Below are 18,815 nucleotides of genomic sequence, written 5' to 3' on the forward strand. Positions count from 1 at the left end.
TCCATGCTTAAACTACGCGCTTTCAAACTGACGCTGGCTACCGCTCTGCTTTTCCTCGCCGGGTGTGCGACTATCCCCAATGGCCCTAGCATCATGGCATTGCCCGGCAGCGGCAAGAACTTCGACCAGTTCCGCGCCGACGACCTCATGTGCCGACAATATGCGACGCAGGCGATTGGTGGCATGACGCCGAACCAGGCGGCTACGGACAGTGCCGTACGCAGCGCAGCTGTGGGCACCGTGGTCGGCGCTGCGGCCGGGGCCGCAATCGGCGGCAACCGCGGCGCCGGGGTGGGTGCCGGGACCGGACTGCTGATGGGCAGCGTTGCCGGCGCCGCAGATGCCTCGTCATACGGCGCACAGCGACGCTACGATAACGCCTACATCCAGTGCATGTACGGCCACGGACATCGCGTTCCCGTTTCCGGGCGGCTCATGTCGGATCCAGAGCGGGCTTCAAGGCCATCGGGTTCGATCCCGCCTCCCCCACCTGGCAGTCCGCCGCCTCCTCCGCCCGACGCACCACGCTACTAGCCCTGCCTGGCATTCAGGACGGCCTGAATGCGAAGCTGTCCATGGCGAGCATGTTTTCATACACACCCTTGAACACGCGCTCGGCCGTGAAACCCGGCCCCGCCGCACCGAGCGCGACGAACAGGGGAAGCAGGTGGTCGTCGCGCGGATGCGCCTCGACCGCGCCCGGCGCCAACACACGGTAAGCCAGCAGGCTGTCGACATCCCGCGCCACCAGGCGATCCCATATCCAGGCCTGGAAACGTCCGACGTAGGGCGGCTCGCCCGCCCCCGAAGCGGCAGGACGATAGTGTGAGAGGTTGTGCGTCAGGTTGCCCGACGCGACGATCAGTACGCCTTGCGCCGCAAGCGGGGCCAATGCCTGCCCGACGAGGTAATGATGGCGCGGCCCGAGCGCGCTCTGGATCGACAGGGTCGCGACCGGAACATCGGCCGCCGGAAACATCATGCGCATGGGGATCCAGGCCCCGTGGTCGAGCCCGCGCTCATGGTCCAGCCCAGCGCGGAAGCCCGCGGCATCCAGCAACCGCTTCGCCTCCGCCGCGACGCCGGGCGCACCGGTTGCCGGGTAGCCAAGTTCATAAAGTGCATCGGGGAAGCCCCAAAAATCGTGGATGATTTCCGGTTGCGTCGCCGCGCCGAGGCACGGCTGGGCAGTATCCCAATGCGCCGACACGACCAGTACGGCTTGCGGTTTTTCGATTCGCCCCGCCCAGTCGGACATGGCTTGTCCGGCAGGGCCCGGCGCCAGCGCAAACGTCGGCGCACCGTGAGGGACGAAGAGGGTTGGCAGGATGCTCATCGCGCCTCCTTGATTCCGGCCTTACTCCCGGATCGCTTCAACCGGGATGGTGATGGTCACCTCGTCACCGACGTAAGGCGCATATTTGCCCATGTTGAAATCGGTGCGCTTGACGACCGTGCTTGCATTGGCGCCGCAGGCATCCTTCTTCAGGATCGGGTGCGGCATGCACAGGAAAGAGGTCACGGTCAGCGTGACCGGCTTGCTGATGCCCTTGAGCGTGAGGGTACCGTCGACGGAAACAGGCTTGTCGCCGTCGAAGTTGACCTTGCTGGAAACGAACGTGGCCGTGGGGTATTTGGCGGTGTCGAGGAAATCCTCGCCCTGAATGTGTTCGTTGAACAAGGGATAGCCGGTATCGACCGAAGCAGTGGTGATGGTGACGTCCACCGAGCCGGTTTTCGCCTCGCGATCGATGACGATCCTGCCGGCCGCTTTGTCGAAACGGCTCAGTTGGGTCGAATAGCCGAAGTGGCTGTAGGAAAAGCGCGGCAAGGTATGGGTGCCGTCGATGACGTAGGTGACCGGCGCGGCGAGGGCCGGACCGGAAAGGGCTGCGGCAAAAGCCAGGAAGGCGATGCGTTTCATGGTGTTTTCCTTAACGAGTGAAGTAGATGGAAAGCATTGTGAATGTTTTCATTATCGGGATAAACTTCGATTCATGAGAATATCTATCCCGTAAATCGGCACAATAATGGACCAGCTGCTCGCCTTGCGCGTATTCGTTTCAGTGGTGGAAACCGGTTCTTTCGTGCGTGCCGCGGAACGCCTGCACCTTTCCACCACCGCCACCTCGCGCCACGTCGCGGAACTGGAAAAAAGCCTGGGTGCGCGCCTGCTGCAACGCAGCACGCGACGCCTGAACCTGACCGAAACGGGCAGGGCATATTTCGAACGCTGTCGGCAAATCCTGGCGGACCTGGAGGAAGCTGACAGCCTGGCGAGCGAGGTCGCAAGCCAGCCCAGGGGCAAACTGCGCATCAGCCTGCCGCACAGTTTCGGGCTGCGCTACGTGGCGCCGAAAATTCCCGATTTCTGCGCGCGTTTTCCCGGCTTGCAGCTGGAAGTGAACTTTTCCGACCGCACCGTCGACCTGGTCGAGGACGGCATCGACGTCGCCATCCGCATTTCTGGCAAGCTGCAAACCACCTTGATCGCCAAGCGCCTGGCGCGGATTCGCATGGCCATATGCGCGTCACCCGCCTACCTGGAAAAAATGGGCACGCCGCGGACCCCGGAAGAGCTGCGCGAACACCGCTGCCTGACTTACGACTATGCCGCGTCCGGCGACAGCTGGCACATCCTCGAGAATGGCGTGGAAATCGCGGTGCCCATCCGCAGTTATTTGCGCACCAACAGCGGCGATATGACGCGCCTGGCGGCGCTGGCCGGGCAGGGTATCGTCCTGCAGCCGACCTTCCTGATCGGCGACGATCTGCGTTCCGGTGCGCTGGTAAAGATCCTGGCCGACTTCGATCTGCCGGAATATGCCGCCTATGCCGTGTACCTCGGCGGAGCCGGCCGTTCGGCGCGGGTTGGCGCTTTTGTCGATTATTTCTCGGCCGTGTTCGGCGGGGAAATCCCGTCCTGGGACAAGTAGCCGCGCCTGCAGACCTTCGCTTAAGCGCCACTTAAGGTTGCGCTCTTACACTGGCATCACTCCATCAACAAAGGATGATCCAGATGAAAACTCAACCCACTATCGCTGCCCACCTGCTTCCGGCGTCCGTCGGTATATTTCTTGTGATAATGACCCTAGTCTTTCTCGCGGTTCCTTATGCGCTATCCGGTCACCCCGGTGATCACTCGCCCAAACCAGCGAGCTCGGAAAGCATCCACATCACATGACCGACGGCACGAAGCGGATCAATCATCATGGAGGTTCGCAACTGGCACAAAACCGCCCTTAACCCCCGGCCGAAAAAGTGAACGGATCGACGAAATACTCTTCCTCCGGCAGCCCTCTTGCCACAAAAGCCTGCTGCCCGGCCTCCACCATCTGCGGCGCGCCGCAGGCGTACACCTGGTAGCCCGAGAGGTTGGCGAAATCGTCCAGTATCGCCTGGTGCACCAGCCCGGTACGCCCCGGCCAGTTGTCTTCGGGCAGAGGCTCGGAGAGCACGGGGATGAAGGTGAAGTTCGGGTTTTCCTGCTGCCACTTCCCGGCAAGCTGCGGCATGTAGAGGTCGCGCAGGCTGCGCGCCCCCCAGTACAGCACCATTTCGCGCTTGCAGTGGGCCTGCAGGGCGTGCTCGACGATAGCCTTGACGGGCGCGAAGCCGGTTCCGCCGGCCATGAAGATGATCGGCTTGTCGCTGTCCTCGCGCAGGAAGAAGCTGCCGTAAGGACCCTCGAAGCGCAGGATGGCTTTTTCCTGCATGCTGTTGAACACCACGTCGGTGAACAGGCCGCCCGGGATGTGGCGGATATGCAGTTGCAGGAATTCGTCGTCGTGCGGCGCGTTGGCGAGGGAAAAGCTGCGCCGCTTGCCGTCCTTGAGCAGGATGTCGATGTACTGCCCGGCGAGAAACTGCAGGCGCTCGTTGGCCGGCAGCTTCAAATACAATACCATCACGTCGTGGGAGAGCTTCTCCATCTTCTGCACGCGGCACGGCATGGTCTTGATCGGAATGTCGCGCGCGGCCCCTACTTCCCGGCACTCGATCACCACGTCGGTGAGCGGCTTGGCGGTGCAGAACAGGGCCATACCGGCGTGTTTTTCGTTTTCGGAGAGCGCGTTTTCCTGGTAAGCGCCGTAATCCACGCGGCCTTCCACGATTTTTCCCTTGCAAGCGCCGCACGCGCCGTTGCGGCAACCGTAGGGCAGGGCGAATCCTTCGCGCAAGCCGGACTCCAGGAGGGTTTCGTGCTCCTGGGCCTGGTATTGGTGATTGCTGGGTTTGATGGTGACTTGAAATGGCATGGGTACACCCTGATTAAGTAACGAATGCAAAATTTATTGATTGTCGGTTATGGCGACATCGGCGCGCGTGCCGCCAGCTTGTTGTCTTCGCGCTATCGCGTTTACGCCCTGACGCGCAGCGACAGCGCACGGGAGCGAGCCCGCCGCCAGGGCGTAACGCCCGTCCCCGGCGACCTCGACCACCCTGCCACCTTGAGCAGGATCGGCGGGCTGGCGGACGCCGTGCTGCACTTCGCCCCGCCGCAACGCCGGGGAGCGCACGACCTGCGCACGCGCCACCTGCTGGCGGCCCTGACAAAGAGCAAAATTTTACCACAGCGACTTATCTACATTAGCACCACCGGCGTCTATGGCGATTGCCGGGGCGAGCGCGTGGATGAAACCCGCGCGCCCCGCCCCACCACGCCCCGTGCGGTTCGCCGCGCCGATGCCGAAGCCGGCTTGCGGCGCTGGGGCGCACGCAACGGCGTCAGGATCAACATCCTGCGGGTACCGGGGATTTACGCCCCCGGCAGACTGCCAGTGGAGCGACTGGAACAGCGGATACCGGCGTTGCGCGCCGAAGACGACGGCTACACCAACCACATCCACGCCGACGACCTGGCGCGGGTCGTCGCCGCAGCTTTGACACATGGCCGCCCCGGCAGGGTTTACAATGCCGCTGACGATACGCCGATGAAGATGGCGGACTATTTCGACCTGGTGGCGGACCATTGCCGGATCGAACGTCCGCGGCGCATTTCCCGCGAGGCGGCGCAGCTGGAAATTTCCCCCGGCATGCTGTCCTACATGGCAGAATCGCGCCGCATTGCCAACGACCGTATCAAGCAGGAACTGGGCGTCCGCCTGCGCTACCCGGGCGTGAAGGAAGGACTGGAAGGAATGTCAGATGCAGAATAACCCCAACAACGCCATCGGCGTGTTCGACTCCGGCGTGGGCGGACTCACCGTGGTGCGCGCCCTGATGGAGCGGCTGCCGTTCGAGAACATCATCTATTTCGGCGATACCGCGCGGGTGCCCTACGGCGTGAAGTCGGTGGAAACCATTTCCCACTACACCCGGGAAATCGCCGAATTCCTGCTGCAAAAAGAGGTCAAGCTGCTCATCATCGCCTGCAACACCATGGCGTCGGTGGCCTCCCAGGTAGTCAAGGACCTCTCCCCGGTGCCGGTGCTGGACGTGATCGACGCCGGCGCGCTGGGCGCCATCGCCGCCACCACCCGCAGACAGGTGGGAGTCATCGGCACCCCCACCACCATCAACAGCAACGCCTACGCCCGCGCCATCCACCAGTACGAGCCGGACGTACGCATCTTTTCCCAGGCCTGCCCGCTGTTCGTGCCGCTGGTGGAAGAAGGCTGGCTCGACCACCAGGTTACCCGCCTCACCGCCCAGGAATACCTCAAGCCGGTGCTGGCGCAGGACGTCGACACTTTGGTGCTGGGCTGCACCCACTACCCGCTGCTCAAGCCCCTGTTGCAGGAGGTTGCCGGGCCGGGGGTGAAGCTGGTGGATTCCGCCGAAGCGATGGCAGAAGAAACCGCCGCCCTGCTGGGCGAACTCAAGCTCGCCAACCCGCAGCGCGGCCGGCCCGACTACCAGTTTTATGTCACCGACGTGCCGCTGCGCTTCCAGACCATCGGCGAACGCTTTCTCGGGCGCACGTTATCCAATGTACATGTCGTAAAGTGGTAAGGAGTTTTCAACAATGGCAAAGATTTTGTATTTTTCCACCCTCGCCGAGCGCTTGGGAGAAACCATGGAAGAGATCAAGCTTCCGCCCGGCGTCGAGGATCTGCGCGGACTGCTGAAAATGCTGCGCATGCGCGGCAAGGAATGGCCGGTGTACCTGGTAGACGACAGGATACAGGCCACGGTGAACAAGAATTTCGTCGAGCTGGACGCCAAGATCAACGATCAGGACGAAATCGGCCTGATGCTGACGCGGCGCTAATTACTTCAGGCGTTTGTCCTCTTCCCGCTGCCACTCGCCTTCGATGATGGTTTCCTCCGGCGCCGGATTGCTGCCGGGGACCACCTTGGGACGCGGCAACAGCAGGAGCACCAGCGCGATGACATCGCTCACCACGCCGGGAAAGATCAGCAGCACGCCGGCGATCAGGGTTCGCAGGCTGTCCAGCATGGCATAGCCGAGAGGCTGCCCGGACTGGAGCGAGGAAAACAGGCGACCGAAAACGGCCAGCTTTTCTTCCTGGATCAGCGTCCAGCCGGCAAACGCGCTCAATAATAGCCACAGCAACAGCCACCAGCCGATCACGCCGGCCAGTTGCGCCAGCACGAAAATCTCCAGCGCAGGGAAACCGAGTAAAATGAACAGAACCAACAAAAAACGCATGTTGTGGAACCTATATTAGTCATTACAAACTTGCCGGACCAGGACAGTGCCAACCGCGTGGCGGAGGCCCTGATTTCCGGACATCTGGCGGCCTGCGTCAACCTGCTGGCGCCCTGCACCTCGGTGTATCGCTGGCAGGGCAAGATCGAAACCGCCCAGGAAATCCCGCTTCTGATTAAAACACTGGCGTCCCATTACAGCAAGGTCGAAGCGGCGATCAGGCAGCACCACCCGTACGAACTTCCCGAAATTATCGCAGTCCCAATCAGCGCCGGCTTGCCCGAGTATCTCGACTGGGTAACGGCGGAAACCGAACAAGGAAAACATACATGATGCGTTTACTGATCAGCGCCCTGCTCATGCTGCATGCCCTGCTGGCTCATGCCGGCACGGAAGACCTGCTGGAACCGGAACAGGCTTTCAAGCTGTCGGCCAAGGCGCTGGATGCGGGAACGATCGAAGTGCATTTCCAGATCGCTGACGGATATTACCTCTATCGCGAAAAATTCAAGTTTTCGGCCGAACCGGCCGGCGTGACCCTGGGCAAGCCCATCTTTCCCGCGGGGCAAATAAAACAGGACGAATACTTCGGCAAAGTGGAAACCTACCACCAGAGTTTTTCCTTCAAGCTCCCCGTCCAGCTTGCCGCCGGGACCGGCCCGAACATCACCCTGAAGGTGATCTCGCAGGGTTGCGCCGAAGCCGGGGTGTGCTACCCGCCCTTTGCCCAGACCGTGCAGCTGACCATGCCCGCGGCAACTCCGGCCCAACCCGCCGCATCGCAGACGTCCCCTGCCGCAAAACCCGCAGCTTCCGGCGGACTGGCCGCGCTGGCTTCCCTGGCCGGCCTGGGCGGCGCCAAACAGGACGAATTCCTTGAACCCGACCTGGCGTTCAAGCTGAAGGTAAGCGTAAAAGACGCGCAGACCCTGGTCGCCAGCTTCACGCCCGCCCCCGGCTACTACCTGTACCGTGACAAGATCAAGCTCGCGCTCAAGGATGCGCCGGGGAGCAGCATCGCCAACCTGGAACTACCCAAGGGCGAACCCAAGAGCGACCCCAATTTCGGCACCAGCGAGGTTTACCACCACCCCTTCGATGCGATCGTCCACCTGCAGGGAGCCGCCAAGAAGATCACCCTAAAAGCCAGCTACCAGGGCTGCAGCGAAAAAGGCGTGTGCTATCCGCCGATCCTGAAATCTTTCGACCTGACCCTGCCACCCCAGGTCGCGCAAGAAAACGCCGCGGTCGCCGCCCCACTGTCCTCCGCCGTGGCGGATGCGCCGGCGACTGCTGTCGACGGCTCCGAATCCTCGCAGATCGCCGCACTGCTCAAAGGCGGCAACTTCTGGCTGGTGGTGGCGAGCTTCTTCGGCTTCGGCCTGCTGCTGGCGCTCACGCCCTGCGTGTTCCCCATGATACCGATCCTCTCCGGCATCATCGTCGGCCAGGGCCACCACCTCACCAAGCCGCGCGCTTTCGCCCTGTCGCTGGCCTACGTCATGGGCATGGCGATCACTTATGCCGCCGCCGGCGTCGCGGCCGGCCTGTCCGGCGCCCTGCTCTCCAATGCCCTGCAAAATCCGCTGGTGCTGGGCGTGTTCGCCTTTGTCTTCGTGCTGCTGGCGTTTTCCATGTTCGGTTTTTACGAACTGCAAATGCCGAGCTTCATTCAATCCCGCTTCAACGACGCCAGCAACAAGATGAAGGGCGGCAATGCGGCCGGCGTGTTCCTCATGGGCGCGCTGTCGGCCGTCATCGTCGGACCCTGCGTGGCCGCGCCGCTGGCTGGAGCTCTGGCTTACATCGGCCTGACCCACGACGTGTGGCTGGGCGGCTGGGCACTGTTCGCCATGGCACTGGGCATGGGTATGCCGCTGCTGGCCGTGGGCCTTTCCGCCGGGGCGCTGCTGCCGCGCGCGGGTGGCTGGATGGAAGCGGTCAAGGCGTTTTTCGGCGTGCTGCTGCTCGGCGTGGCGATCTGGCTGATTTCCCCGGTCATCCCGGCGGTGGTGCACATGCTGCTGTGGGCAGCGCTGCTGATCGTGTCGGCGATCTATCTTCACGCGCTCGACCCGCTGCCGCATCCGACCAAGGGCTGGTCCAAATTCTGGAAAGGCGTCGGCGTAGTGGCGTTGATCGCAGGCGTCGCCCTGCTGGTCGGCGCGCTTTCGGGCGGGCGCGACATCCTGCAGCCGCTGTCCGGCCTGCGTGGCGCCGGAACCGCTCAGGCGGCGGAAGCCAGCCATGCCAGCTTTGAGAAAGTTAAAAACATAGCGGAGCTGGAACAACGCCTGCAGAAAGCCGGCGGCAAGCCCGTCATGCTGGATTTCTACGCCGACTGGTGCGTGTCGTGCAAGGAACTGGAGCGCTTCACTTTCAGTAACCCCCAGGTGCAGTCCCGCCTCAAGGATGTGGTTTTGTTGCAGGCCGACGTGACGGCGAACAGCGACGACGACAAGGCGCTGCTGAAGAAATTCGGCCTGTTCGGCCCGCCGGGGATCATATTCTTCGATCACTCCGGCAAGGAAAACGGGCGGATGATCGGCTTCGAGAATCCGGAGAAATTTCTCGCAAACGCAGACAAAATTCTCAAATAAGCGTTGCAAGTGCATCATTGCCGGCGAATTGAAACGGCAATACGTCAATGCCGCACCGAAGCGCCTGATTTAGTGCGGCTACGCCGACATTTGTCGGCTCTTAAAACAGCAACTTGTCGTTATATAAGCGCAATAACTGGACAATTTGTACCTAATTGCGGCAAACTTGCGCTTTATGAAAAACACACCGACAGGTGGCCGGATGCCCGCAGCGAACCGAAAAATACTGGTATTGCACGGCCCCAATCTGAATCTGCTGGGGAGCCGCGAACCTGAACACTATGGCCGCGACACCCTGGATAGCATCAATCAGCGCCTGCAGCAGCAGGCCCGGCAAGCGTCGGCCAGCCTGGAAACTTTCCAGAGCAACAGCGAAGCCGAACTCATTAACCGCATTCATCAGGCCGGGCGTGACGGGGTGAACTTCATCCTGATCAATCCCGCCGCGTTCACCCACACCAGCGTTGCCCTGCGCGACGCTTTGGCGGGGGTGAACATTCCTTTCGTGGAGATTCATCTCTCCAACGTTTTCGCCCGCGAATCCTTCCGCCATCACTCTTATTTCTCCGACCTCGCCGTGGGCATCATCAGCGGCCTCGGGGCAAAGGGTTACGAACTGGCGCTGGAATTCGCACTGGCACAACCTTAATAAGGGCTCATCATGGATCTGCGCAAACTCAAGAAACTAATCGATCTGGTGGAAGACTCCGGCATTGCCGAACTGGAAATTACCGAAGGCGAAGAAAAAGTACGCATCAGCCGTTATGGTCAGCAAGCACCGCAAATGATGCACTACGCGCCGCAGCAGCAGATGATGGCCGCTCCGGCCCAGGCAAGCCTGCCCGCCGCTGCGCCGACCGCTCCGGCGGAGCCGAGCCAGCCCGAAGGCCACGTGGTGAAATCCCCCATGGTGGGCACTTTCTACCGCGCCTCTTCGCCAGAAGCCAAGTCCTTCGTGGAAGTGGGTCAGAACGTTACTGCCGGCGAAACCCTGTGCATCATCGAAGCCATGAAGTTGCTCAACGAGATCGAAGCCGACCAGAGCGGCGTGATCAAGGCCATCCTGGTCGAGAACGGCCAGCCCGTCGAATATGGCGAACCGCTGTTCATCATCGGCTAAGGGGCTGACATGCTAGAAAAAGTCCTCATCGCCAACCGTGGCGAAATTGCCCTGCGCATCCAGCGCGCCTGCCGCGAACTCGGCATCAAGACCGTTGCCGTGCACTCCGAGGCTGACAAGGAAGCCAAATACGTCAAACTGGCCGACGAATCGGTGTGTATCGGCCCAGCCTCATCCACGCTCAGCTACCTCAACATTCCCGCGGTAATCAGCGCGGCGGAAGTCACCGACTCCACCGCGATTCACCCCGGTTACGGTTTCCTGTCGGAAAACGCCGATTTCGCCGAGCGCGTGCAGAACAGCGGCTTCATCTTCATCGGCCCGCGCCCCGACACCATTCGCCTGATGGGCGACAAGGTGTCCGCCAAAGATGCCATGAAGGCGTCCGGCGTGCCCTGCGTGCCCGGCTCCGACGGCGCGTTGCCGGAAGATGACGACGAAGTCATCAAGATCGCCAAGAAAGTCGGCTACCCGGTCATCCTCAAGGCAGCAGGGGGCGGCGGCGGACGCGGCATGCGTGTGGTGCATACCGAAGCCGCGCTGCTCAACGCGGTCAGCATGACCAAGACGGAAGCCCAAAGCTTTTTCGGCAACCCGATGATCTACATGGAAAAGTTTCTCGAAAATCCGCGCCACATCGAGATCCAGGTGCTGGCCGACGAGCACGGCAACGCGATTTTCCTCGGCGAGCGCGACTGCTCCATGCAACGCCGCCACCAGAAAGTGGTGGAAGAAGCCCCTGCTCCCGGCCTGGACACCAAGCTGCGCGACAAGATCGGCGAGCGCTGCGCCGAAGCCTGCCGCAAGATCGGCTACCGCGGCGCGGGCACGTTCGAATTCCTGTATGAAAACGGCGAATTCTTCTTCATCGAGATGAACACCCGCGTGCAGGTCGAGCACCCGGTCACGGAAATGATCACCGGCGTGGACATCGTGCAGGAACAGCTGCGTATCGCCGCGTGCGAAACCCTGCGCTACAAGCAGAAAGACATCCAGTACCGCGGCCATGCCATCGAGTGTCGCATCAATGCCGAAGACCCGTTCACGTTCGTCCCCTCGCCGGGCCGCATCACGCAGTACCACGTGCCGGGCGGGCCGGGCATCCGGGTGGATTCGCACGTTTACCACAACTACGTGGTGCCGTCGCACTACGACTCCATGATCGGCAAGCTGATCGCCTACGGCGACACCCGCGACCAGGCCATCGCCCGCATGCGCACTGCCTTGTCGGAAATGGTGGTGGACGGCATCAAGACCAACATCGCACTGCACCAGGATCTGATGCACGATGCGGCTTTTCTTCAGGGCGGCGCCAGTATTCACTACCTGGAGCACAAGCTGGCGGAAAGAAAAAAAGAAACATCCAAATAATCCTGGAATAAGGCGGAATCAATCATGGCGTGGCAAGCGCTGAAAATCGCGGCGGATGCCAAAACCGCCGAAGGCCTGAGCGAAGCCCTGATGGAACTGGGCGCGCTGTCGGTGTCCATCGAAGACGCCCATGCCGGCACCGCGGAAGAGCAGGAAATCTTCGGCGAACCGGGCGAACCACCGGCGGGGGTATGGCAGGATGCGCTGCTCAACGCGCTGTTCGAGGCCGACGCCGATTTGCCTGCCATCGTCGCGGCAGCTGCCGAAGCACTTGGACTCGCCGCCGCCCCCGGCTTCGAAGTGGAAGCGGTCGCGGAACAGGACTGGGTGCGTCAAACCCAGGCCCAATTCGCGCCGATTCCGATTTCGTCACGCTTGTGGATCGTGCCCACCTGGCACGAATCGCCGGACCCGGGCGCCATCAATCTCGTGCTCGACCCTGGGTTGGCATTCGGCACCGGCAGCCATCCCACCACCCGTCTTTGTCTGCAATGGCTGGACCGCAACCTGCGCGGCGGCGAAACGCTTCTCGACTACGGCTGCGGCTCGGGCATTCTGGCCATCGCCGCATTGAAGCTGGGCGCCGGGAAAGTAGTGGGGGTGGACATCGACCCCCAGGCGACTCAGGCCAGCCGCTTCAATGCCGAACAAAACCAGGTCTCGGCCGAATTTTATCTGCCCGATGATGCGCCCAGCGTCAAAGTCGACGTGGTGGTCGCCAACATCCTCACCAACCCGCTGAAAATGCTCGCCCCCATGCTGGCCAACGCCGCGCTCCCCGGCGGACGGATCGTGCTTTCTGGCATCCTTTCCCACCAGGGCGAAGACGTCCTAGCGGTCTACCGCGAGTGGTTCGATATCGAAGTGGCGGACGAGTCGGAAGGGTGGGTGTGCCTGTCAGGCGTCAGGAAGGCATGACCCGGATCACCACCTGCCCGCAATGCAACACGCGCTTTCGCGTCACGGCGGAGCAGTTGGCGGCGCGCAAAGGCGAGGTGCGTTGTGGGCGCTGCAGCCATGTTTTCAATGCCTTCGAAACGCTGACCGAGGAAGCACCCGAAGCCGAGCCTTCTCTGGTCACCGAAGCCCCTCAGCCCGAGACGGTTCATGAAGAAACATCCCGGCCCTCTCCCGCTGTAAATGAAACGGAGCCGGCAAGCTTCCCGCCAGAGGCAACGGACATCCTGCCGGAAGAGCCTCTGATTGATTTCCAGGTGGACGCTTTTCCGGAAATCGAATCCATCGGTGAACTTGCGGACGCCCTGCCATTACCTCAGCCTGAGACTCCGCTGGAAGCCACGCCCGAACCTCAGCCCGAACCCGAATCTGCAGCGAAGGTCCGCGTGGTGCGGGTCGAGCCTCCCTCTCTGACCATTGAAACCCGAGTTTCACCCGACAGCCCCAAATACGGTCCGCCTCCCAAATCTCGGCGCGCCTGGCCATGGGTACTGGCCAGCCTGCTGCTCCTGGCCGGGCTGACGGGGCAGGGCATCTATTTCCTGCGCGACGCCATCGCCGCCAATTACCCGCCCACCCGGGCCGTGCTGGAACAGGCCTGCGAACACCTCAACTGCCGCATCAGCCTGCCGCAAAATCCCGACTTGCTCAGCATCGAGTCGTCCGAACTGCACGGCGACCCCACCCGCCCCAATATCGTGGTGCTCACCAGCACCTTGCGCAATCGTGCTTCCTACGTCCAGGCTTACCCCACGCTGGAGTTGACGCTCACTAACACCAAAGACGAAATGGTGGCAAAGCGGCTATTTCTGCCCAGGGAATACGTGCGGCAACTCCCGAGCATCAGGCAGGGCATCCCGGCCAAGGGCGATGTGGCGGTCAAGTTATTGATGGATTTAGGCGATCTCAAGGCGGAAGGCTACCGTCTCTATCTGTTCTATCCATCCTGACAGGCACGGAAAATGAATCAACCCGCCATGAAACTCGCCGTGTCCGCCCCCACCCCGGCCCTCCCCCGCAAGCGGGAGAGGGGGGTGCAGGCTCGCTGTGCGAGTTTCACGCTATAGACAAAATCATGGAGAATGCAATGCTCAAACAGACCCCCCTCAACGCTGCCCACCGCACCGCCGGTGCCAAAATGGTGGATTTCGGCGGCTGGGACATGCCGCTGCATTACGGTTCCCAGCTCGAGGAACACCACAAGGTGCGCAACGACTCGGGCATGTTCGACGTATCCCACATGCAGGTGGTGGATCTGGCCGGCGCCGGTTCGCGCGACTTTCTGAAACAGATGATGGCGAACAACGTCGACAAGCTCACCCTGCGCGGCAAGGCGCTCTATTCCTGCATGCTCAACGAGCAGGGCGGCGTGATCGACGACCTGATCATCTACTTCATGCGCGAGGACTGGTTCCGCATCGTGGTCAACGCCGGCACGGCGGACAAAGACCTGGCATGGATGGAGGCGCAGCGCGCAAAACTTGCGCCCACGCTCACCCTCACCCCGCGCCGCGACCTCGCCATGATCGCGGTGCAAGGCCCCAACGCGCGCGCCAAATTGTGGGCCGCCATGCCGGGTTCGCAAGAAATCAGCGCAAACCTCAAACCCTTCCAGGCCACCGAGATGGGCACCATGTTCATCGCGCGCACCGGCTATACCGGCGAAGACGGCTTCGAAGTGATGGTGCCGGCCAAGGCCGCCCCCTTTCTATGGCAAACACTGCTGGAACAGGGCGTGGCCCCCATCGGCCTGGGCGCACGCGACACCCTGCGCCTGGAAGCCGGCATGAACCTCTATGGCCAGGACATGGACGAAACCGTGTCCCCGCTCGAATCCGGCCTCGCCTGGACGGTCGACCTGACCAGCCCGCGCGACTTCATCGGCAAGCAAGCGCTCACCAGCCAGCCCGTGGCGCGCCAGCTCGCCGGCCTGCTGCTGCTCGACAAGGGCGTGCTGCGCAGCCACCAGAAAGTCATCACCGCGCACGGCGAAGGTGAAATCACCAGCGGCGGCTTCGGCCCCACCCTCAACCAGTCCATCGCCCTGGCACGCATCCCGACCGCCGTGGCAACCGGCACGACGGTGCAGGTGGAAATTCGCGGCAAGCTGCTCAACGCCCAGGTCGTGCGCTACCCCTTCGTGCGCAACGGCAAGGCCTGCTACAAAAACGCCTGAGCCCTCCCGCCCCTGACACGGGGGCTGGGGGTCAAGCGCCTCAGGCTGTTTAGTGGCATAATTCAGCCCAATTATTACCGACTCAAAAGGAACAAAAATGACTATTCCGGCCGATCTGAAATACACCAAATCCCACGAATGGGCACGGCTAGAAGCTGACGGCAGCGTGACCGTCGGCATCACCCACCACGCCCAGGATCTGCTGGGCGACATGGTGTTCGTGGAAAATCCGGTGCTCGGCCGCAAGCTGACCCAGGGCGAGGAATGCGCCGTGGTGGAATCGGTCAAGGCCGCTTCCGACGTTTATGCGCCGATCGCGGGCGAAGTCATCGCCGCCAATGCCGACGTCGAAGGCGCCCCGGAAGCCATCAATCAGGACGCCTACGCCGCCTGGATGTTCAAGCTCAAGCCGGACAACGCCGCCGATCTCGGCAGTCTGCTCGACGCCGCTGCCTACCAGGCCATAGTGGACAGCGAAGCGCACTGATATGCCGTTTATTCCCCACACCGAAGACGATATCCAGGCAATGCTGGCGCGCATCGGCGTGCCTTCCATCGACCAGTTGTTCGACGAAATCCCTGCCGCGCTGCGCAGCGGCAAACTGACCGGCGTGCCGCAAGGCATGGTCGAAATGGACATTGCCCGCCTCATGACCGAGCGCGCCGAGAGCGATGGCCGCTTCCTCAACTTCGCCGGTGCGGGCGCTTACGAGCACCACATTCCGGCGGCAGTCTGGCAGATCGCCACGCGCGGCGAGTTTTACTCCGCCTACACGCCCTACCAGGCCGAGGCCAGCCAGGGCACGCTGCAACTGCTGTACGAATTCCAGACCATGATGTCCTCCCTGACCGGGATGGACGTCTCCAACGCCAGTCTCTACGACGGCGCCTCCGGCCTGGCCGAAGCGGTGCTGATGGCCGTGCGCGCACACAAGACTTCGCGCCGGGTACTGCTGCCGAAGACGGTGCACCCCTTCTATCGCCAGGTGGTGAACAGCATCGTCAAGCACCAGAAAATCGAGCTGGTCGAGCTGGATTACGACCCAGCCAAGGGCATCACTGCGCTGCCGCAGGAGAAGGATTTCGCCGCGCTGGTGATTCCTCAGCCCAATTTCTTCGGCTGCCTGGAAGAAGTCGACCTGCTCACCGACTGGGCGCACGCCCAGGGCGGCCTGGTGATCGGCCTGGTGAACCCCGTCGCGCTGGCGCTGCTCACGCCGCCGGGGCAATGGGGCAGCAAGGGCGCCGACATCGCGGTCGGGGAAGGCCAGCCGCTGGGCTCGCCGCTCTCCAGCGGCGGCCCTTACTTCGGCTTCATGTGTTGCAAACAGGCGCTGGTGCGCCAGATGCCGGGGCGCATCATCGGCCGCACCGTGGATCTCGACGGCAAGCCCGGCTTCACGCTGACGCTGCAGGCCCGCGAACAGCACATCCGCCGCGCCAAGGCGACGTCCAACATCTGCTCGAATCAGGGATTGATGGCCACGGCGGCTACCATCCACATGGCGCTGCTCGGCCCGGACGGGCTGGAGCGGGTCGCATCGGCCAGTCACGCCAACACCGTCGCGCTGACGGAAAAACTGTGCGCCATTCCCGGTGTCAAAAAGGCGTTCGCGCAAAGCGTTTTTCACGAAACCGTGCTGCAATTGAACGTCCCCGTGGCAGACGCGCTGCGCGCGCTCGAAGCCCAGGGCATCGTCGGCGGTTTCGACCTGACGTCGCATTACCCGGAACTGGGCCAGGCGCTGCTGGTGTGCGCCACCGAAACCAAAACCGCGGCGGACATCGAAAAGTTCACTGAGCAGCTGAAACGCATCGTGGAACGTCGCAACGCAGGCCCAAGCTGCACGAAGCTGGTGCCGGGTCCCAACAGCAAGTGGTAACAGAGAAAAGGAGATCGCAATGACTACCGTAACTCTTGAAGGCGAACCGCTCAACGTCGGCGGACATTTCCCGCAGATAGGCGAAACCGCCCACAGTTTCATGCTGGTGAACAAGGACTTGGCTGACGTTTCGCTGAGCGAATTCGCCGGTAAACGCAAAGTGCTGTCCATCGTGCCCAGTATCGACACGCCGGTATGCGCCACCTCCACCCGCGTGTTCAACCAGCGCGCGAGCGAAATGGACAACACCGTGGTGCTGGTGATCTCCGCCGACCTGCCCTTCGCCCAGAGCCGTTTCTGCGGCGCGGAAGGGCTGAACAACGTGATCATGCTCTCCACCATGCGCGGCCGCGATTTTCACAAGGATTACGGCGTGATGATCACCGAACCGCCGCTGTCCGGCCTGCTGGCCCGCGCCATCGTGATCCTGGACGAACAAGACAAGGTGATCTACACCGAACTGGTGCCGGAAATCACCCAGGAGCCGGATTACGATGCGGCGATCGCGGCCCTGAGCAGGTAAATACTATTGAACCACGGAGAGCACGGAGACCACGGAGGGAAAAGCAAGATTTCCTCCATGTTCCCGCTTTTCTCCGTGTCCTCCGTGCCCTCCGTGGTTAAAACGCCTTTATTGAAAACAACATGCTGATCTTCGAACTCTCCCAGGCAAACCGCCGCAACGCCGCCCAAGCCCCTTCCGCCCCGGCGGTCTGCGACGACATTCCCGCCCATCTGCGGCGCAAGCAGCGCCCGCTGCTGCCGGAGGTTTCCGAAATGGATGCGGTGCGTCACTACACCCGCCTGTCGCAGAAGAATTTTTCCATCGACACCCATTTCTACCCGCTCGGCTCCTGCACCATGAAGTACAACCCGCGCGCCTGCAACCAGCTCGCCATGCTGCCGCAGCTGCTGGCGCGCCATCCCATGAGTTCGGAAAACACCGGCCAGGGCTTCCTGGCCTGCATGTTCGATCTGCAGGAAATGCTCAAGGAAGTGACCGGCATGGCTGCCGTATCGCTCACCCCGATGGCCGGCGCCCAGGGCGAATTTGCCGGCGTGGCGATGATCCGCGCCTACCACGATGCCCGCGGCGACACGGCGCGCAGCGAAATCCTGGTACCGGATGCCGCCCACGGCACCAACCCGGCCACGGCGGTGATGTGCGGCTACACAGTGCGCGAAATCCCCACCGACAGCGACGGCAACGTCGACCTGGCCGCACTGAAAGCCGCGGTCGGCCCGCACACCGCGGGACTGATGCTGACCAACCCGTCCACGCTGGGCGTGTTCGAGAAAAGCATCCAGGAAATCCAGCGCATCGTGCACGAAGCCGGCGGCCTGCTTTATTACGACGGCGCCAATCTCAACGCCATCCTGGGGCGGGTCAAGCCGGGCGACATGGGTTTCGACGTGATCCACCTCAACCTGCACAAGACCTTCTCCACCCCTCACGGCGGCGGCGGGCCGGGCGCCGGGCCGGTAGGCGTGAGCGCGCGCCTGGAACCATTCCTCCCCATCCCCGTGGTGGCCAGCGAAGGCGGACGCTACCGCTGGCTGACCGAAAAGGACCGGCCACAGAGCATCGGCCGCCTCTCCGCTTTCATGGGCAACGCCGGCATCCTGCTGCGCGCCTACATCTACGCGCGTATGCTCGGCGCCGAGGGCATGCACCGGGTGGCCGAATTCGCCACCCTCAACGCCAACTACCTGATGGCTGAACTGGCCCAGGCAGGCTTCGACGTCGCTTTCCCCAAACGCCGCGCCAGCCACGAATTCATCGTGACCCTGAAAAGGCTCAAGGACGAAACCGGCATCAGCGCCATGGATGTGGCGAAGCGCCTGCTCGACAAGGGCTTTCACGCCCCCACCACCTACTTCCCGATGCTGGTGCAGGAATGCCTGCTGATCGAGCCGACCGAGACCGAGTCCCGGCAAATGCTGGACGCCTTCATCGCCGCGCTCAAGGAAATTCGCGAAGAGGCTTACAGCCAGCCCGACATGGTCAAGAGCGCCCCGCATACCATGCCGGTGCGCCGCCTGGACGACGTCAAGGCCGCGCGCGAGCTGGACCTGGCCTGGAAAGGCTGAA

The 18,815-nt window shown here is 62.4% G+C and carries 21 protein-coding genes; 17 read left to right on the forward strand and 4 right to left on the reverse strand.

The features are described from left to right. Positions 1-3: 3 nt before the first annotated feature. Positions 4-534 carry a YMGG-like glycine zipper-containing protein gene (locus tag SKTS_RS17755; RefSeq protein WP_173068265.1) on the forward strand — a complete coding sequence of 177 codons (531 nt, stop codon included), beginning with the start codon at positions 4-6 and terminating at the stop codon, positions 532-534. 13 nt (positions 535-547) lie between these two features. On the opposite strand, the gene SKTS_RS17760 is transcribed toward SKTS_RS17755, so the two are convergent. Together SKTS_RS17760 and SKTS_RS17765 are read right to left on the reverse strand one after the other, a co-directional pair. Further along, positions 548-1,336, reverse strand: coding sequence for a DODA-type extradiol aromatic ring-opening family dioxygenase (locus SKTS_RS17760; RefSeq protein ID WP_173068268.1), 789 nt, complete (start codon positions 1,334-1,336; stop codon positions 548-550). Between the two features lie 21 nt (positions 1,337-1,357). Continuing rightward, positions 1,358-1,924, reverse strand: coding sequence for a YceI family protein (locus tag SKTS_RS17765; RefSeq protein WP_173068271.1), 567 nt, complete (start codon positions 1,922-1,924; stop codon positions 1,358-1,360). A gap of 106 nt (positions 1,925-2,030) precedes the next feature. Here SKTS_RS17765 and SKTS_RS17770 point away from each other — a divergent pair, with 106 nt between their 5' ends. Next, positions 2,031-2,936 carry a LysR family transcriptional regulator gene (locus SKTS_RS17770; protein WP_173068273.1) on the forward strand — a complete coding sequence of 302 codons (906 nt, stop codon included), beginning with the start codon at positions 2,031-2,033 and terminating at the stop codon, positions 2,934-2,936. Between the two features lie 306 nt (positions 2,937-3,242). Here the strand turns inward: SKTS_RS17770 and SKTS_RS17775 are convergent, their stop codons facing one another. Further along, complete coding sequence (locus tag SKTS_RS17775; RefSeq protein ID WP_173068276.1) at positions 3,243-4,259, reverse strand: CDP-6-deoxy-delta-3,4-glucoseen reductase; 1,017 nt, start codon at positions 4,257-4,259, stop codon at positions 3,243-3,245. A gap of 24 nt (positions 4,260-4,283) precedes the next feature. Between SKTS_RS17775 and SKTS_RS17780 the strand changes: the two genes are divergently transcribed. From SKTS_RS17780 to SKTS_RS17790, 3 genes are read left to right on the forward strand one after another with little or no spacing between them, the layout of a single operon-like run. Beyond that, positions 4,284-5,159, forward strand: coding sequence for an SDR family oxidoreductase (locus SKTS_RS17780; protein ID WP_173068278.1), 876 nt, complete (start codon positions 4,284-4,286; stop codon positions 5,157-5,159). Next, positions 5,149-5,955 carry a glutamate racemase gene (gene murI, locus SKTS_RS17785; RefSeq protein WP_173068281.1) on the forward strand — a complete coding sequence of 269 codons (807 nt, stop codon included), beginning with the start codon at positions 5,149-5,151 and terminating at the stop codon, positions 5,953-5,955. The genes SKTS_RS17780 and murI overlap by 11 nt, the downstream gene beginning before the upstream one ends. Positions 5,956-5,968: 13 nt before the next feature. After that, a complete protein-coding gene (locus tag SKTS_RS17790) occupies positions 5,969-6,214 on the forward strand; it encodes a MoaD/ThiS family protein (RefSeq protein ID WP_173068283.1) in 246 nt (81 codons plus the stop codon). Here SKTS_RS17790 and SKTS_RS17795 read toward each other — a convergent pair whose 3' ends face one another. Then, positions 6,215-6,616, reverse strand: a complete 402-nt coding sequence (locus SKTS_RS17795; RefSeq protein ID WP_173068285.1) for an FxsA family protein — start codon at positions 6,614-6,616, stop codon at positions 6,215-6,217. Positions 6,617-6,619: 3 nt separating this feature from the next. On the opposite strand from SKTS_RS17795, the gene cutA reads away from it, so the two are divergent. The 12 genes from cutA (at position 6,620) to gcvPB (ending at position 18,814) form a co-directional block, all read left to right on the forward strand. Beyond that, positions 6,620-6,949, forward strand: coding sequence for a divalent-cation tolerance protein CutA (cutA, locus tag SKTS_RS17800; RefSeq protein ID WP_173068288.1), 330 nt, complete (start codon positions 6,620-6,622; stop codon positions 6,947-6,949). Then, complete coding sequence (locus tag SKTS_RS17805; RefSeq protein ID WP_173069413.1) at positions 6,949-9,216, forward strand: protein-disulfide reductase DsbD; 2,268 nt, start codon at positions 6,949-6,951, stop codon at positions 9,214-9,216. Before cutA ends, SKTS_RS17805 begins: the two co-directional genes overlap by 1 nt. Positions 9,217-9,391: 175 nt before the next feature. Beyond that, positions 9,392-9,865, forward strand: a complete 474-nt coding sequence (gene aroQ, locus SKTS_RS17810; RefSeq protein WP_244617387.1) for a type II 3-dehydroquinate dehydratase — start codon at positions 9,392-9,394, stop codon at positions 9,863-9,865. 12 nt (positions 9,866-9,877) lie between these two features. Further along, a complete protein-coding gene (gene accB, locus SKTS_RS17815) occupies positions 9,878-10,336 on the forward strand; it encodes an acetyl-CoA carboxylase biotin carboxyl carrier protein (protein ID WP_173068291.1) in 459 nt (152 codons plus the stop codon). Between the two features lie 9 nt (positions 10,337-10,345). Further along, positions 10,346-11,707 carry an acetyl-CoA carboxylase biotin carboxylase subunit gene (gene accC, locus SKTS_RS17820; protein WP_173068294.1) on the forward strand — a complete coding sequence of 454 codons (1,362 nt, stop codon included), beginning with the start codon at positions 10,346-10,348 and terminating at the stop codon, positions 11,705-11,707. A gap of 24 nt (positions 11,708-11,731) precedes the next feature. Continuing rightward, on the forward strand, positions 11,732-12,625 hold the full coding sequence (prmA, locus tag SKTS_RS17825) for a 50S ribosomal protein L11 methyltransferase (RefSeq protein WP_173068297.1): 894 nt from the start codon (positions 11,732-11,734) through the stop codon (positions 12,623-12,625). Beyond that, positions 12,598-13,614 (forward strand): DUF3426 domain-containing protein, encoded by a 1,017-nt coding sequence (locus SKTS_RS17830; protein ID WP_173068300.1) that lies wholly within the window; start codon positions 12,598-12,600, stop codon positions 13,612-13,614. The genes prmA and SKTS_RS17830 overlap by 28 nt, the downstream gene beginning before the upstream one ends. A gap of 137 nt (positions 13,615-13,751) precedes the next feature. Next, complete coding sequence (gene gcvT / locus SKTS_RS17835) at positions 13,752-14,840, forward strand: glycine cleavage system aminomethyltransferase GcvT (RefSeq protein ID WP_173068303.1); 1,089 nt, start codon at positions 13,752-13,754, stop codon at positions 14,838-14,840. 97 nt (positions 14,841-14,937) lie between these two features. Continuing rightward, complete coding sequence (gene gcvH, locus SKTS_RS17840) at positions 14,938-15,327, forward strand: glycine cleavage system protein GcvH (RefSeq protein ID WP_173068305.1); 390 nt, start codon at positions 14,938-14,940, stop codon at positions 15,325-15,327. A 1-nt stretch (position 15,328) separates the two neighbouring features. Beyond that, positions 15,329-16,723, forward strand: coding sequence for an aminomethyl-transferring glycine dehydrogenase subunit GcvPA (gcvPA, locus tag SKTS_RS17845; RefSeq protein WP_173068307.1), 1,395 nt, complete (start codon positions 15,329-15,331; stop codon positions 16,721-16,723). 19 nt (positions 16,724-16,742) lie between these two features. Continuing rightward, a complete protein-coding gene (gene tpx / locus SKTS_RS17850; protein ID WP_173068310.1) occupies positions 16,743-17,246 on the forward strand; it encodes a thiol peroxidase in 504 nt (167 codons plus the stop codon). Positions 17,247-17,368: 122 nt separating this feature from the next. Continuing rightward, positions 17,369-18,814, forward strand: coding sequence for an aminomethyl-transferring glycine dehydrogenase subunit GcvPB (gene gcvPB, locus SKTS_RS17855; RefSeq protein ID WP_173068313.1), 1,446 nt, complete (start codon positions 17,369-17,371; stop codon positions 18,812-18,814). Position 18,815: the final 1 nt, after the last annotated feature.

Source organism: Sulfurimicrobium lacus, from assembly GCF_011764585.1.
GTDB lineage: Bacteria > Pseudomonadota > Gammaproteobacteria > Burkholderiales > Sulfuricellaceae > Sulfurimicrobium > Sulfurimicrobium lacus.

What these genes read in the sequence shown, in the direction of transcription:
- accB (WP_173068291.1), top strand. Translation starts at nt 9,878, where the DNA reads ATGGATCTGCGCAAACTCAAGAAACTAATCGATCTGGTGGAAGACTCC.
- gcvH (WP_173068305.1), top strand. Translation starts at nt 14,938, where the DNA reads ATGACTATTCCGGCCGATCTGAAATACACCAAATCCCACGAATGGGCA.
- gcvPA (WP_173068307.1), top strand. Translation starts at nt 15,329, where the DNA reads ATGCCGTTTATTCCCCACACCGAAGACGATATCCAGGCAATGCTGGCG.
- SKTS_RS17755 (WP_173068265.1), top strand. Translation starts at nt 4, where the DNA reads ATGCTTAAACTACGCGCTTTCAAACTGACGCTGGCTACCGCTCTGCTT.
- accC (WP_173068294.1), top strand. Translation starts at nt 10,346, where the DNA reads ATGCTAGAAAAAGTCCTCATCGCCAACCGTGGCGAAATTGCCCTGCGC.
- prmA (WP_173068297.1), top strand. Translation starts at nt 11,732, where the DNA reads ATGGCGTGGCAAGCGCTGAAAATCGCGGCGGATGCCAAAACCGCCGAA.
- SKTS_RS17805 (WP_173069413.1), top strand. Translation starts at nt 6,949, where the DNA reads ATGCGTTTACTGATCAGCGCCCTGCTCATGCTGCATGCCCTGCTGGCT.
- SKTS_RS17775 (WP_173068276.1), bottom strand. Translation starts at nt 4,259, where the DNA reads ATGCCATTTCAAGTCACCATCAAACCCAGCAATCACCAATACCAGGCC.
- tpx (WP_173068310.1), top strand. Translation starts at nt 16,743, where the DNA reads ATGACTACCGTAACTCTTGAAGGCGAACCGCTCAACGTCGGCGGACAT.
- SKTS_RS17765 (WP_173068271.1), bottom strand. Translation starts at nt 1,924, where the DNA reads ATGAAACGCATCGCCTTCCTGGCTTTTGCCGCAGCCCTTTCCGGTCCG.
- gcvT (WP_173068303.1), top strand. Translation starts at nt 13,752, where the DNA reads ATGCTCAAACAGACCCCCCTCAACGCTGCCCACCGCACCGCCGGTGCC.
- SKTS_RS17795 (WP_173068285.1), bottom strand. Translation starts at nt 6,616, where the DNA reads ATGCGTTTTTTGTTGGTTCTGTTCATTTTACTCGGTTTCCCTGCGCTG.
- SKTS_RS17780 (WP_173068278.1), top strand. Translation starts at nt 4,284, where the DNA reads ATGCAAAATTTATTGATTGTCGGTTATGGCGACATCGGCGCGCGTGCC.
- SKTS_RS17790 (WP_173068283.1), top strand. Translation starts at nt 5,969, where the DNA reads ATGGCAAAGATTTTGTATTTTTCCACCCTCGCCGAGCGCTTGGGAGAA.
- gcvPB (WP_173068313.1), top strand. Translation starts at nt 17,369, where the DNA reads ATGCTGATCTTCGAACTCTCCCAGGCAAACCGCCGCAACGCCGCCCAA.
- SKTS_RS17760 (WP_173068268.1), bottom strand. Translation starts at nt 1,336, where the DNA reads ATGAGCATCCTGCCAACCCTCTTCGTCCCTCACGGTGCGCCGACGTTT.
- aroQ (WP_244617387.1), top strand. Translation starts at nt 9,392, where the DNA reads ATGAAAAACACACCGACAGGTGGCCGGATGCCCGCAGCGAACCGAAAA.
- SKTS_RS17770 (WP_173068273.1), top strand. Translation starts at nt 2,031, where the DNA reads ATGGACCAGCTGCTCGCCTTGCGCGTATTCGTTTCAGTGGTGGAAACC.
- murI (WP_173068281.1), top strand. Translation starts at nt 5,149, where the DNA reads ATGCAGAATAACCCCAACAACGCCATCGGCGTGTTCGACTCCGGCGTG.